General features: G+C 62.2%; 11 protein-coding genes. 6 read left to right on the forward strand and 5 right to left on the reverse strand.

The features are described from left to right. Window positions 1-39 precede the first annotated feature (39 nt). The 5 genes from ACW178_RS15660 to ACW178_RS15680 form a co-directional block, all read right to left on the reverse strand. Window positions 40-1,428 carry a TraB/TrbI/VirB10 family type IV secretion system protein gene (locus tag ACW178_RS15660; protein WP_492025128.1) on the reverse strand — a complete coding sequence of 463 codons (1,389 nt, stop codon included), beginning with the start codon at window positions 1,426-1,428 and terminating at the stop codon, window positions 40-42. Next, a complete protein-coding gene (locus ACW178_RS15665) occupies window positions 1,428-2,204 on the reverse strand; it encodes a TraK domain-containing protein (RefSeq protein ID WP_492025129.1) in 777 nt (258 codons plus the stop codon). The genes ACW178_RS15660 and ACW178_RS15665 overlap by 1 nt, the downstream gene beginning before the upstream one ends. A gap of 1 nt (window position 2,205) precedes the next feature. Beyond that, complete coding sequence (locus ACW178_RS15670; RefSeq protein WP_492025130.1) at window positions 2,206-2,799, reverse strand: TraE/TraK family type IV conjugative transfer system protein; 594 nt, start codon at window positions 2,797-2,799, stop codon at window positions 2,206-2,208. Beyond that, on the reverse strand, window positions 2,796-3,086 hold the full coding sequence (gene traL / locus ACW178_RS15675) for a type IV conjugative transfer system protein TraL (RefSeq protein WP_492025131.1): 291 nt from the start codon (window positions 3,084-3,086) through the stop codon (window positions 2,796-2,798). The genes ACW178_RS15670 and traL overlap by 4 nt, the downstream gene beginning before the upstream one ends. Before the next feature lie 149 nt (window positions 3,087-3,235). After that, a complete protein-coding gene (locus ACW178_RS15680; protein WP_492025132.1) occupies window positions 3,236-3,574 on the reverse strand; it encodes a hypothetical protein in 339 nt (112 codons plus the stop codon). Window positions 3,575-4,572: 998 nt separating this feature from the next. Here ACW178_RS15680 and ACW178_RS15685 point away from each other — a divergent pair. The 6 genes from ACW178_RS15685 (at window position 4,573) to ACW178_RS15710 (ending at window position 14,767) form a co-directional block, all read left to right on the forward strand. Beyond that, window positions 4,573-4,980: a hypothetical protein gene (locus ACW178_RS15685; protein ID WP_492025133.1), complete on the forward strand. Its 408-nt coding sequence runs from the start codon at window positions 4,573-4,575 to the stop codon at window positions 4,978-4,980. Between the two features lie 204 nt (window positions 4,981-5,184). Beyond that, window positions 5,185-9,498, forward strand: coding sequence for a strawberry notch-like NTP hydrolase domain-containing protein (locus tag ACW178_RS15690; RefSeq protein WP_492025134.1), 4,314 nt, complete (start codon window positions 5,185-5,187; stop codon window positions 9,496-9,498). A 246-nt stretch (window positions 9,499-9,744) separates the two neighbouring features. Beyond that, a complete protein-coding gene (locus tag ACW178_RS15695; RefSeq protein WP_492025135.1) occupies window positions 9,745-10,656 on the forward strand; it encodes a DUF2493 domain-containing protein in 912 nt (303 codons plus the stop codon). Between the two features lie 426 nt (window positions 10,657-11,082). Beyond that, on the forward strand, window positions 11,083-12,894 hold the full coding sequence (locus ACW178_RS15700) for a ParB/RepB/Spo0J family partition protein (RefSeq protein ID WP_492025136.1): 1,812 nt from the start codon (window positions 11,083-11,085) through the stop codon (window positions 12,892-12,894). Window positions 12,895-13,149: 255 nt separating this feature from the next. Beyond that, window positions 13,150-14,163 carry a transglycosylase SLT domain-containing protein gene (locus ACW178_RS15705; protein WP_492025137.1) on the forward strand — a complete coding sequence of 338 codons (1,014 nt, stop codon included), beginning with the start codon at window positions 13,150-13,152 and terminating at the stop codon, window positions 14,161-14,163. Between the two features lie 229 nt (window positions 14,164-14,392). Further along, complete coding sequence (locus tag ACW178_RS15710; RefSeq protein WP_492025138.1) at window positions 14,393-14,767, forward strand: hypothetical protein; 375 nt, start codon at window positions 14,393-14,395, stop codon at window positions 14,765-14,767. The last annotated feature ends 127 nt before the right edge of the window (window positions 14,768-14,894 follow it).

The following is a 14,894-nucleotide window of genomic DNA, read 5'->3' on the forward strand; positions in this document are numbered from 1 at the left end:
GCATCCCCGCCGACGGGGCTCCTGATTGTGATGGGGCGATTACCGGCGCCGGTTGGACGCCTGTCTGTTGATCTGGAAACCTGTGAGCAGGACGAGCTCGACCTCGATGCCAGTCGGCATTTCGATGACAGGCTGGTATTGCTCGGCCCGCTTGACGAAGTAGTCAGCGAGCGTCGATGCGGCGTTCGCCACGCCAGCACCAGCAGCACCGGCGGCGACCTGCCCCCCTTCCAGGGGCGGGGCCGCCAACATCCCACCTTCGCTGACGCCAATGTTGCGGTTGAGAGAGTCGGTGTACTGGGACAGGCTGTTGCCCAGGCCCTGCAGCGTGCCCGCGACCAGGGCCCGGCTCATGAGACCGCCCTCGCGGGAAATGACGTTGCCCCGAACCCCGGCCTTGCCCTTGTGAGAGGCATAGCCCTCCACCGTCGCCACCGAGAAGCGCCCTTCTCCCGCCGGGCAGGTGATCCGCTGAAGGCGGATATAGACCTTCTCCGACGACAGCTCGCCGTAGGCCGCGCCATTGACGAGACAACCGCTCAGATCAGTGGTCTGGTACCGACCATTGGCCCCCACATGCACCGCTGGGCCCGTGAGCCGGAAGAGAACCGGTTTTGGGTCTGAATTGGTGGTCACTCCGGTCGCGGCGTCGACGCCAACGAGGACGCGGGCCGTCACATAGGCGTTGGGTGGAACGTAGTTCGCGGAATCGTAAACCTGGGCCGCCGCGCTCATGTAGCTTGCGCCCTGCCCAGCCCCCTGACGACCGCCCGCGTTGTCCTGCCCTTCCGCGCCGCTGACCCGCGGCCCGGCCGGCGAAGCGCCTGACGCCGACCCGCCCATTCGGACGGTGCTGAGACTGCGTCGAGGACGTGGCTCTTCGCCCGCAACGATCGGCCGCGCGCCCGCGCTCACTGCGGGGTCCATGGGCGCAACTGCCCCCCCTGGTCCGCTGGAGGCCGCCGCTGGGGCAGCCGCCACAACCGGGCTCTGGTTTGAGACAGCCGCGCGCTCCATCACTGAGATGGTCTGAAGCGCATTTTCACGCTCTTGCTCCAGCTGGGTCTTAAGAGCTTGGTTTTCGGCGGACAGGGACGTGCCCTGGGCGTTCAGGGCCGAAATGTCCTGCTCCAATTGTTGAACCTTCGCGTAGTACTCCTCAGCTGCGGCTTCGCCTCGCTTGGGTCCACCGCCTGCTGCAACTCGGGCCGTCGTCAGTATCTTGGCGTCCGCTTCGCCCCTGTCCTCGCCCGGCTCCGGACGCGCATAGGTTTGCCAGAGGACCAGGCCGACCAGGATCACCACTATGCCAATCAGAACGGCGCCCACGATCCGCTTGCGGCTACGCGCCTTCGCATTCGGGTCGCTGGCCGCTCCGTCTGCAGGGTCCAGGGCCTCGGGAAGTTCGGAGTCCACCTGCACTGACATCAGCGGCTCTCCTCGACGAGAAACACGCGCGCCGATGCGCCTGGCAGCAATTCGTCTCGGTCGGCCGCCGCAGCGACCACGCCGGCGACCAGGAAAGGATCGACCAAAACCGGCGCGGCCTCTGCTGAGCTATTGAGGAGGTTGAGTTCTTGCCCCCGGAAGCCCGCCGCTTCACAAGTGCGCACTAGGCGAACCGAATAGGGCCCCATCTCCCTGGACTGACCCTGACGGCTGAAGCAGCGGATGCCCTCGGGCTGATCGCCTCGGAACATCACGCGCACGATCGCAGTGACGGTCTCCAAATAGTCGCTGCGTCTTTCGGTCCGATCAACCGTCGGTCCAGCCGTTGCCGGCTCCCCACCCGCGATCAAGACCGTTTGTCCGGGCACCGCTGCGACGTTGAGGTTGCCTTGCACGGTGCGACCGCTTGCCGTCACCAGGAACAGGCTGAAGGTCCGCCCCAGCGCCGGGCCGTCGAAACCGACATAGACATCGCCCGTCGCTTCCTCAGCCTCGACCAGCATTTGCGGACCTTCCGGATCCTGCATCGTGCGAACTGAGACGATGCGATCCCCGACGATGGACAAACGGGAAAGTTGCTCGGCCGACACCGTCGCTTCAAAGCTACCGTTCTGGATTCTCGCCGGACCGCCAGTAGGAGCGGCCGCAGGTTGCACAGCGCCGACAGGCGCAAAGGGATCTTCCTGGGCCTGCGCCGCAGCACCGCAACCCAACACGGACAACACGGCCAGCGCCGCCCCCGTAAACCGCTTCATTCTATGACTCCGCTTCATCCAGGGGGCGGACATTCGCGCCCTTCTCGTTGTCCTTCTCGAGCGGCACGAAGCTCGCCAGCAGAACCAGGGATCCGTGGCGCTCAAAGGTGACGCCGTAGGTCTTGAATTCGCTCTTCACGACTTCACGGGAGTTGAGCGTATCGACCCGGCCTCGCACCTCGACGTAAAGTTCGTGCGGCGCGACGTAAAAGCTCTGCGGAAAGAACACCTGAGACGTGCGGCTCTCCTGCCGCTCCAAGCGATCGGCGATTAGCGCCTGCCTGATCTCTTGATATGTCGCCGGCGCCGCAATCCGTTCGATTTGCCGTTCAAAGTAGCGTTCCGTCTCCGGACTGCGGTTCAGGAAGGCAAAGGCCGCGTCACGCGCGAGCCGCTCAAGATAATCGCGGCTGACGGCGCCTCCCGCGATCGTCAAATCGCTAGTCAGCGTCGGCACCAGAATCGTTTGCCGCGCCGTCGCGAGGCCGATCGCCATCCCGGCGTTCGCGACCAGGCTGACCCCCAGCAAACCGACAAAAATCGCGTTGCGTCGTCCGGTGGCCCGGGCGTTGGCGTGGACTGTCTCGACCTTCATCCTGCAAGATCCCGCAGGTCGGAACCGGGCGTATCCTTGAACTGGAACAGTCGCGCCGGAAGGAGCCAGTACGCCCGGTCATAAATCCTTGAGAGAGAGGTCCCTTGCTTGACCTTTCGAATGGCCCAAACAGCAACACCTGCCCCTATGAGGCCGAGGATGATGGCGTTGAAGAAGATGCTGATTGCCACCGGCACTACGGCGAACACCAGTTCATCCGACGTGAAGAACACGTACCGCGTCGGCACGTCCAAATGTTGCGGGATGTAGCTGTCTTTGTAATCCACGTGCTGCTCGCCTTTGATGGTGCAAGGAGCGCAGCGATGAGGAACAGCAATAACGCTATCGTGGAGGGATGGGTCCCCCCCGCTCTTAAGGGAGACCCCTCTCCCCTCACGAACCGATACGCGCCTGAGTTCCTCATCGCTACGTCGGCTTAGAAAACCCCGGTGTAGAAGGTTTGCATGATATTCGGACCGATCCCGCAAGCCAGACCGACCGCAACAGCAGAGCCGAAGAACGTCCAGTTGAAGCGAGTAACTGCGTTGACGACCGCTGAAATCAGCGACACGCCAGCGATCGTCTTACCGCCTGTGCCAGACAGGAAGTTGGTGACGAAGCTATCCGCTTGAGCGAACGTCTGATCAGTGCCGGCCAGAGCAACGCTCGAAACCAGCACCACGAGGGCCGTCATGAGAAAGAGGAAATGAGCTGCCGTGGGCAACTCATTTTTCCAGCTCATCGACGTCCGACGTTTTAGGACTTGAGCAACCATTAGGCAGCCCCCTTTTTTAATGTTCGTTAAGAACGCAAAGACGGGAACTCATACCGTCCTGCCCTGTTCTCTCAGCTAACGCCTCGGGACCAGTGATTAGGGCTGTATCGACGCAATAACGGCGTGTCAAAAGCGGCGCTTTATTGCCCCTTGTTGGCGCTTTTATTTCCCCACGCGGTACTTTTGCGCGCCACGGTGGCGCATTTTCGCGCCGCCCCCCCCTTGGCGAACGGCGCGAATTCGGTCTTATTCCCCTCTCGCGGGGGAAAGATTCCCGTTCTGGACGAACGCGCTCTACCAAGGCGTCGAGTATCGCCAGTGGAGGGACCAGGATGGGGGAAGGTTTCTATGGACGTCGTTCGGGTCAGCCTTCCAGCCGATCCTCACCTTGTCGCGTTGATTGACGGCGCCATGCAGATCCTCAACGCCCGAGGACCAGCCATGCCTTCGCGAAACGCCTTGGCCTCAGCCGCACTGTCTTTTCTAAAACAACGAACGGCTGTTGAGGCTCTCCCTGCAATAAGGCGCTTTCCTCCCGATAGAAGAGGTCAATCTTTAGACTTCGACATCACAGCGGATGACTCCCGAATGGCAGAGGCCCTGTTTCACCATTTGAGCTTGTCCATGCCTCGGGGAATCCCCGTCGTTGACTGGGATCCGCCGCACGTCCTGACGGCGGCCGTGGTCCTGTACTGCGAACATATCCTGGCCGGGCCACACCTTCGACTTGTGTAATTTTGGGACATGCCGCGCCAAATTGCGCCATTTCACGGCAAATCACGCGCGCAGGGTGTCATATGGCGCTTTTTTTCGCCATTCGGGACTAGCCAAGCGTCGCCAAATGTTCGACTCTTAATCGTCGCCTATGAGGCGATCGCGCGCCACCTGGGCGCTTGTCGCCGGCTGAGGACGTCGAGGGGAACCAGCGCCCCTCAACAATCTCCCCTGCGGGAAGTGAAGGGTTCGCGCGTGCATTTTAGTAACGCAGGGGAACTGCTATGCCTTGGTCACAGCGCCAAAGCAGTGAGGAAAGCTTCGTCCGGCGCCTGGCTTATTATGTCCATTGGCGTTCAAACCAGATCGGCAAAAACAAAGCGGCGGAAGTTATGGGTGTTCACCGCAAAACGCTGCGGCGCTACGCCAACTACAACTATAACCCCGCCGAAGCTTCCTCCATTCCCTCGCACGATTGGGTGACCATCATCCGGCTATCCGAGTATTGCGGGGACAATCTATCAACCCTTGTGTTCGCTATCCAAAACACCCCTGATTTCTATGCCTTCAGCCAGCTTGTGACCAACGCGAGGGTCGTGGCTGAGATGGACAAGGAAGCCGTGTCGGGACTGGTTGAGGCGCTGACAAACGCCAACAGCCAGCCGAAACCACTCGGTCTGCGCATCGCCTGATTTTCGCGAACAAGAGGTTGGGGCCGCGCAAAGTCGCGGCCCCCTTTTTTTGTCTGATATCCAAGGATGTCGCGCCTGCCACCAACATCGACACCCGGCAGGGTCTGCGGAGGGCCAACGGCCTAGAGGGAGAGGGTCGCTGAGGAGGTTCAGGGTCGCCAGCTCGAGAGAGAGGCGGCCGTGGTCCCACCCTCGGAGATATCCATGTCCCTCATCCTTGAATCGACTCCTGCCAACAGCCTCTTCGGGGAGGTTCGACGTGACGAGGGGCTGATCGCCGCCGCCTGGGTCCTGGCCACCCACCTCTCGAAAGGCCGCGCCTTAGACGCTCGACTGCTTCGACTGACCCTCCAAGGCGTCTTTCACGGTTCTGATGCGGAGGGGGCGTGGAATTGGCGTGATGCCTATGAAGCGGCCGAGATCGCCCAGGTCCTTTACCTCCGCCGCCATGGCTCGTCGCTCATAGGCGCCCATGTCCCGCCTCAAGAGACACTCGCAGCGCTTCGCGTGGTATCGGCTCTTACCCCCTCCCAGACCAAGCGTTCTGAGGACCAGGTCGCCCTCCAACAATTCTCAACACCTCTTGATCTCGCGTTCGTCGCCTCCTTTGCCCTGGACGTCCGACCAGATGACGTGGTTGTCGAACCAAGCGCCGGCACGGGACTAATGGCCATCTTCGCCGAGTTGGCCGGCGCACGCCTCCATCTGAACGAACTGGACGAAGCTCGCGCGTCCCTCTTAGGTCATCTTTTCCGCTCGCACCCGATCACTCGGTTCAATGCGGAACAGCTGCACGATCGCCTTTCGGCCGACATACAGCCCTCTCTGGTTCTCATGAACCCACCCTTCAGCGTGTCTCCGAATGTGTCGGGTCGCGCCGTCGGCGCCGACTTCCGCCACATCTCGTCAGCGCTCACACGCCTAAAGGAAGGCGGTCGCCTGGTCGCCATAACCGGCGCCGGCCTTTCGCCCGAGCTCCACCCCGACCGGTTTCAGCGTCTTCGCCAGTTGGGGGGCCAAGTCGCGTTTTCTCGCCCCCTCGACGGCAGCGCCTACGCCCGCCACGGGACGACGACCGATACGCGCTTAACCGTCATCGACAAAACAACAGACGCGACAGCGCCCGCACCGTCGCTGCCAATGGCTGCGGATACCGCCGATCTTCTCGGCTCTCTCTCGCTCCTGCCGCCTCGCCTCCGCGTCATTGCCGCGCAGCAGCGCCGGCAACAACCCCCCGTCATCAGCAGACCGGTCCTGCGACCGCTCCGCCCCTCCCAACATTCGACGCCAACTGTCTCATTCCCGGATCCAACACCGGTCGATTACATCGCGCGCGAAGCCCGCTCAGCCTCTTCTCAAGGTGTTGAGGGCCTCTATGAGAGCTACGCCGTCGAAACCATCGACATCGCCAAGGCCCAGCCCCATCCCACCACACTGGTGGAATCCATCGCCATGGCGGCTGTGCGACTACCGACGCCGACCTATCGGCCCCTACTGCCGAAGCATCTCGTGGAAGACGGCGTGCTGTCCGATGCACAGCTCGAGACCATCATCTATGCCGGGGAGGCACACTCTGCGGACCTTCCTGGACGCTGGACTACCGATGAAACCTATGACGCCCTGACCGTCGCCGGGGAAGGCGGCTCACCCTATCGCCGCGGCTTCTTCCTGGGCGATGGGACGGGCGCCGGAAAGGGACGTCAATCCGCTGGCATAGCCCTCGACAACTGGCTGCAGGGCCGCCGCAAAATCGTATGGGTCTCCAAAAACGATCCCTTGATCGAGGACGCCCGCCGCGACTGGACCGCTCTCGGCGGCCTTGCCCAGCAGGTCGTGCCTCAATCGCGTTATCCGCTGGGCGCGTCTATTCCGCTCGCTGAAGGGCTCCTCTTCACCACATACGCCACTCTACGGTCCGGACCCCGAGGACAGAAAGCGTCCCGTCTCGAACAGCTCATCGCTTGGCTCGGCCGAGACTTCGACGGACTCATCATCTTCGATGAAGCCCATGCCATGGCCAACGCTGCCGGCGAGAAGGGCGCGCGAGGGGACCGGGGCCCATCTGAGCAGGGCAAAGCCGGGCTCCGGCTCCAAAACGCCCTACCCCAAGCTCGTATCCTCTATGTCTCGGCCACCGGCGCCACGGTTGTCTCCAACCTCGGCTATGCCGCCCGCCTCGGGCTTTGGGGTGGCGCCAACTTCCCCTTTCCGACCCGCTCTTCCTTCGTCGCCGCGATGGAGTCAGGCGGTGTCGCAGCAATGGAGATTCTCGCTCGAGATTTGAAGGCGCTGGGCCTCTACACCGCCCGTTCCCTATCCTACGCGGGCGTCGAATACGAACTACTCGAGCACAAGCTGACGACGGAACAAATCGAAATCTATGACAGCTACGCCGACGCCTTCTCCATCATCCATTCCAATCTCGAGCAGGCCCTAGCGCTCACCCACATCACAAGTGACGATGGCGCGACCTTGAACGGTAACGCCAAGGGTGCCGCAAGGTCTGCGTTCGAGGGCGCGAAACAACGGTTCTTCGGATTCTTACTCAACAGTATGAAGATGCCGACGGTCCTCCGGCAGATTTCCCAGGCCTTGGCCGACGGGCTGGCTCCCGTTGTTCAAATTGTCACGACGGCTGAAGCTCTCACCGAGCGTCGTCTCTCTGACATTCCCGTCAGCGAATGGAACGACATTCAGGTTGACATCACGCCCCGCGAATATGTCCTGGACTATCTCAACAACTCCTTCCCTATCACTCTACACGAACCCTATAGCGACGAGGAGGGTAACATCCGCTCCCGTCCTGTTTACGAGAACGGGAATGTCGTGATCTGCCAGGCAGCGCTTGAGCGGCGCGACGCGCTGATGGAACATCTCGGGGCGCTTCCCCCAGTCCAGTCCGCTCTTGACCAGCTGCTGCACCACTTCGGCGCCGACGTCGTCGCTGAGGTGACTGGCCGATCGCGCCGGATCGTTCGTAAGACCAGCCTTGAGGGCTCGCGACTATCAGTCGAACGTCGGCCTGCCGGCGCCAACCAATCCGAAACCGACGCCTTCATGGACGGTCGAAAGGAGGTCTTGGTGTTCAGCGACGCCGGCGGCACGGGCCGATCATACCATGCCGACCGGGGCGCCAAGAATTGCAAGCGGCGCGCCCACTTTTTAGTGGAACCTGGCTGGAGAGCTGACGCGGCTGTCCAGGGTCTTGGCCGCACCAATCGCACCAACCAGGACAGCGCACCGCTGTTCAGGCCGGTCGCAACGGACGTAAAAGGCGAAAAGCGTTTTCTATCGACCATCGCTCGACGCCTCGACAGCCTGGGCGCCCTGACCAAAGGCCAGCGCCAGACGGGCGGGCAGGGCCTTTTCCGCGCCGAGGACAATCTCGAAAGCGACTACGCCAAAACCGCTCTTCGCCGCCTCTATCGGATGATCTACGCCGGCGACATCGAGGGTCTCTCGCTAGCAGACTTCGAAGCCGCCACAGGACTGTCACTCCTCGATAGCGACGGGTCTTTGAAAGAAACCCTTCCGCCCATCACGACCTTCCTCAACCGCGTCCTGGCAATGCGTATCAGCCAGCAGAACGCAATCTTCGGCTATCTCGAGGATCGCATCGAAGCAGAAATCGACGCCGCCATCGCTGCCGGCACCTTCGAAGTGGGCGTAGAAACCCTCTCCGCCGAACGCTTCGAGGTTCTCAGCCGCCGCTCGATTTACGCACACCCAGGCTCTGGCGCACAAACCGACCTCGTGGAAATCCGCCAGACCGATCGCCTCCGCCCCCTCAGCGCCGATGACGCTCTCGCCATCGCCGCCGACGATGGCGGCGAGATTCTGCTAAACGAACAGTCCGGCCGCGCTGCTGTCTCCCTCCCGACGGCGTCCCTCATGTTCGACGACGGACGGGTTGAGTCCCGCCGACGTCTCTTCCGCCCCCTCACTCAGGAGAGGATCAGCCAAAAGTCGTTGGAGGAGAGTCATTGGCGGCCAGCGGAGAAGGGCGAATTCATCCGTGCATGGTCCGACGAGATCGCGGCCTTGCCTGAAACGCGGCAAACCACCTTCCACCTCGTTACGGGCCTGCTATTGCCGATCTGGTCTCGGCTGCCCCAGGACAGCCCGCGAGTTTATCGCCTGACCACTGACCAAGGCGAGCGGCTGATCGGCCGCCGGGTCGACGCATCCGCCCTCCCCTCCCTCTGCCAAGCTTTCGGCCTTGAGGCGCCAGCCTTCTCACCTGCCGAGATCCGACACTTCGTCATGGACACGAATGCGACCATTCAATGCGCCGACGACGTCCAGCTCCGTCGAAGCTTGGTGATGCACGCGCCTCGTCTAGAAGTCCTCGGGTTGAACCATACAACCCTCCCGGCCTGGAAGGCGGTCGGATTGCGGACTGAGATCATCAGCTACAAGACACGGGCGTTCATCCCCCTGACGGAAACGGCTGAAGCACTCCTCGCCGAGCTGATCAAACGCCACCCGGTCCAACGGGTACTCAAGCGGCCGACATAGGCGGCCCGGAAACGCCCTTCTTGGAAGCCGGGGCGGTTCGCATCACAGATCCGCGGTCCGCGCCCCACTTTCGCTCCGAGTCCGTCGCCCCCCCTTCACGAGAGGGGGACCGGCCTGGCGCCGCCCGTTGCGCAACCGCTCCGCGGTCCTCCTCTCCGTTCCGGCCCTACGGGTGCGCGCCCGTCAACGCCTGGCCTGTGGTCCCCGTGAAGGCGGTCCGACGGACCGCTGCAGACGGAGGCTACTATGATCGACCACGCACTTTCCGCTCAAACCACTCACACCGGCGCCCTCCTTCAGGAGCTCGCCCTCGTGGGATACCGCCCTGGCGAGAACGACATAGACCCTCGCCCCTTGCCCGAAGCAGCGGCCTGCCACCAGGCGATGTGTGACGTGTTCGATGCCCTTGGCCACGCCTTCAACGACACGCGACTTGAACCCGACCTCGAGGAAGTCCTGTGGGGCGTCGTAAACGTCTTCCACCGGAAGATCCGCCGGCTCGACGACGACCTCGACCGCAATGAACTCGCCCAACGGGATTCGCAGTCGATCCAGGACGGCTCGGAAATCAAATCTGTCGAACTGGAGCACCTCACCGCAATGGGAGTAAGCCTGATTGAACGACGCAACAGTTTCGAGGCTCTGAGAGACATCGCAGCTGAACTCTACGGCCGCCAGATTGGATCCGCGTGGCTTCCTTCGGCCGGCAGCAAGGTCAACAGAGCCGCGCTGACCGCCTCAATGATAGATTCCAGGGACTTCATGAACGCCCGCCGTCGGGCGGACACGATGACCTTGGCCCCCTCCGGGCCCATGATCGCCTTCGTCTCCGGCGTCGATTACAACGACCATGACGCCATCTGGTCAAACCTCGACAAGGTTCTCACCAAACACCCTGACATGGTCCTCGCCCACACCGGCGATAAGACAGGCGGCGCCAAGATCGCCTCCTGCTGGGCCACGTCCCGCAACGTCCCGCAAATCGCTTTCGCGCCAAACTTCACCCGCGACGGCAACGCGGCCCCGTTCAAGCGTAACGACAGAATCCTCGACTCTCTGCCGATCGGCGTCATCGCTGGGCCCGGCGAAGGCGGCGTTCGAAACAACCTGGTCGACAAGGCTCAACGCCGCGGCATTCCGGTTCTAGAGATCAAATGACCCGCTACGACTGACGCAAACCGGACCGTTTCCGACGGTCCGGCGCCTAGTCGTGTCTGTCGATGGCCCCGCGCCTGGCGTTCCTGGTCGCGGGAATGCGCTCACTTCGCTCGCACATCTCCTGCTGATTTGAGTCCTTCATCGAGGACGTTCCCTCCTCACCCGTCAAGACAACCCCTCGGTCCGTGGACCGGGGGCGTCCCGGCGGGGATCCCCCAGCTTCGGCTACGCCTGCAGCAGGGTGGTTCCCCCTCCCCGCCGGACCGGTCTGTGACGGGTTTCACCTCCCTTTGCGGGCTTCTTTGTCGCCCGCGCTCAGGGAAGTCGCGCGGGCGATTTCCAAGAGGATTGAGAGGTCTGTGGCTCATCGGAGCCGTCAGAGGGCCCTTGGAAACCCGTAGCAAAACAAAGGGAAAAAAGATGCAAATGACCAAGATTGAAGCTGTCGCCGCTGTCGTTCCGACTGTGCTTGCGCCCTGGGACAAATGTTTTGTCGCGCCCGAGAACATGCGCCCCAATCAAGACCTTGAAAGCGATGACGTCCCGGTTCTCGCTGAGTCAATCGCCACCAAGGTGGGCCTGATCAGCAACCCGGTCGGCTATGAGGCCGAGGGCAAGTTCTGGATCACGGCCGGCGGTCGGCGGATGCGCGCTGGTAAGCTGCTGAAGGCTCAGAAGCGCCTTCCAAAGTCGCTGAAGGCTGGCCTTCCGATCATCTTGCGATCTCGCGATGAAGCCGTAGCGATCAGCCTTGCGGAGAACGCACACCAGCTTGCCACCACGCCTGCCCAGGAGTTCAAGGCTTATCGGGACTTGGCGGCCCAGGGCCTCGACGCCGTCACTATCGCCCGGATGACGGGCTCGGGTGAACGCCATGTGGAGCGGATGCTACGTTTGACCACTGTCTCGCCTGCGGTGCTGGAGGCATTCGACCGACAGGAGATTGACCTGGACGCATTGCGGGCGTTTTCGGTCTCTCTTGATCACGCCCGGCAGCAGGAGGTGCTTGAGGCGGGCCTTTTCAATGCTTCCGCCGTGCGTCAGGCTTTGACTTCTCAGGCGGTGAAATCCAATGACCCGCGCGCAATAGCCGTCGGCATCGAGGCTTATGTCGCTGCAGGTGGGCGGGTGTCCGAAGATCTGTTCGGAACCGATACCTGGTTCTTGGACGCGCCAATCCTCGACCGACTTGTGGAGGGGCTGCTCTTTGAACAGGAGGAGACCCTTCGCGCGGCGGGATGGTCCGAGGTCATCCGCAGCGATGGCTTGACCAGTCTTTTGCATCTTCAGCCGACCTATCCCAGCACTCGCGAGATGACCGAGGAAGAAATGGCCGAGGTCACTTCGCTACAGGCCACAATGGAGAACACCGACGACGACGACGTGTTTAACGAGACCAGCGACAAGCTTGATCGCCTTTTCGCGGGGCTCTCTTCCTTCAGCCCTGAACAGCTGGCGAGCGGCACGGCGGTGATCAGCCTCACCCGTTCGGGGGAGATCTATATCGACTACTACGAACCTCGGAAGTCATCGGGCCAGTCGTCGGCTTCAACGTCGGCGCCCTCGAAACCGAAGCCCGATTTCGGTCACGCTGGGCATGAGCGGATGACTCGGATCGGCACCGTCGCCGTTCGTAACGGCTTGGCTGAAAATCCCGCCGCCGCCTACGACGTCTTGGTCGCCCACCTGGGCTGGTCCCTTCTTCGCGCGAGCCGCAGCTATGGGACGAGCTACGCCTTGCCCCTCGCGCGAGCTTCGAACGTTGAATGCGAGGGGTCGAACCTCAAGGGCGACGACAATTTCGCAGCCCTGTTTGACAGGTGGAACGACGCCCTCCCAACCGAGATCACCGCGTTCTACGATGCCGTCGAAGCTCTGTCGTCAGAGGACAAGCAGTCGCTCCTCGCCCTGTGTGTCGCCCTACAGGTCAATGCTGTGGAGCCGCGAGCCGACCAACGTCGGGAAGAAGCGTGGGGCCAGCTGCAGTTGGCCGCGAAACGCATCGCTCTGGACGTCCGCGACCTCTGGACTCCGAATGAGGATTTCCTTGCGGGTGCTGGCAAGGCGCGTCTTTTGGACACCCTGAAGGACATCGGCCAGGACGTCGAACCCTTCAGGGCCGAGAAGAAGGGCGCATTAGTGCAGATCGTGGCCCGCGCCGCCAAAGCGCAGCGATGGGTTCCGAAAATGCTGGCGGACCTTGGTTCAGTGACACCCGGCTCGAAACTCGCCGAATAAACGGGCGTGGGCGGCTTCGGCCGCCCTCCCCAACCTCCTGATCATAACCCATTCGTCACCTGCGGCGTCGGTGGCCGTCACCTAGCCGCACCTCACAACGGCGCCTAAGACCATTACGTTTGCATCGTCCGCCGGAGCGCGGGCCACCTTAGGGGTCGCCGTCACGGCGGCCCCATTTTTCTTTCCTCTGGACAGATCGAGAGGAGAACGTCATTTTCTCGGCACCCCTCTCCCCTTGCTAGTCAAGGAGCTGTCATGCCCCACGGCATGTTATCGCAGCGGAGGGGAATCCTGTCCGCCGTCGCCGTCGCCGCCCTCGGTCTTACTCAGATCGGGGCTGCACCCCTTGATCCATTTGCGCGCGCCGCCTGGGACGCGGTCAATGCGCCATCGCTCGGAGCTCCCCTCACCGATCCGAGCGACGTCCTGGACCAGTTGGCGGTCGATCCCTTGGTTCGCGCCCTCCGCGCAGAACGCCTGGCGATCGAGCTGAGGCGGAGCACCCTTAATCCCCAACCGACTGCGGTGCCCGGTATGGATCCTCTGCTATCCCGTCCAGTGTCCCGAGCGCTCCAGGTTCTTGGCGGCGAGACTCAAGCACCGGTCGTCTTGCGCCCCTTTTCCTTCCGCCGCCTTCTCGCCCGGCCCCCACGCCCAGCGACGCGCCGATATGAGGGGCCGTCCTATGGCGTGGCTCTCGCCATCGAGGACGCTGCCGCAAAAACCGGCGTCTCGCAAAGCTACCTTTACAAGGCGGCACGTCGGGAGTCTGCATTCAACCCGTCCGCCCGCGCCGGCACCAGTTCGGCCCTGGGCTTGTACCAGTTCCTCGACGAGACTTGGCTACTCACACTGCATCGGCATGGCGCTTCGTTCGGCTACGGTCATCTCGCGCGCCACATTCGGCTAGACCCCTCCGGCCGCCCCTATGTCTCCGATCCTGGCGTTCGCCATCAAGTGCTCTCTGCACGACGCGATCCGCGCATGTCCGCCATCATGGGCGCCGCCTTCACCCGCGATAACCAGCACCTGTTGACCCGCACCCTTGGCCGCCGCCCGTCTGACGGCGAAACCTATATCGCTCACTTTCTCGGCGGCGATGGCGCGGTGCGCTTAATCAAGGCCAGCCGGCTAACCCCTTATGCCTCGGCCGCCGCCCTATTCCCCCGCGCAGCCGCCGCCAACAGGTCGATATTCTACGACCGCCTCGGCCGACCTCGCTCAGCGGTTCAGGTAAAGGCAATCCTGGAGGCAAAAGGCTCCTCATAGCTGGTGCCGCACGCGAAGATATTGCCTGTTGTCTTTGAGTTGACACGCGATTTCATCGCGACCAAGCCTTTCTCGTGTGCGGCCACCTACGCGATCCGCTCTATGTCGGCCTCAGCGGTGCGTTTTTGCGCCCTGATGGTGCAATTAAGTGCCATTTCCTCACTCTACGTTCACCACTTGCCCTTGAAGATGACCCCTGATCGCTTCATAGTGATCGAACCAGGAGGCCATGATGTCGGGCAATCCACGCGCCAAGCAGTTCGTGAACGTCAACGTCCCACTCCCCGCAGAGATGCGGGCTGTTCTCTATGATCGCAGCGTGTCTCAGGGCACGGCGAAGCGGCCTTCGATTACCGAAGGCGCCGAACTTTCGATCCAAGCGGTGCTTGCCGAAAATCGGGCGATCCATATTCAACGCCCTCCCCGCCATACCGGCCGAACCAACATGTCCCTCGACAAGTCTTTGGTCGCAGGTGTCAAGGGCATGGCCGACAGGCTGGAAGTTAAGATTTCTGACGTGCTCTACTCCATGCTTATCGCGGAGGCGGGCTCGGCTCCGCGCACTGTTTTTCTGGAAGAGCACACTCAGGCCCACGCGGCATAATCCGCCTACGCCAAAGGTGGCGCTTCTATCGCGCCTGATTCCCATCGGAAAATACGATAACGGCCCTCGCTGACCAGTGGCGAGGGCCGCTATTACATGCGCTATTTCAGGTGCGCCTTATACATAT

It is taken from the genome of Brevundimonas sp. AVps4 (assembly GCF_058681525.1).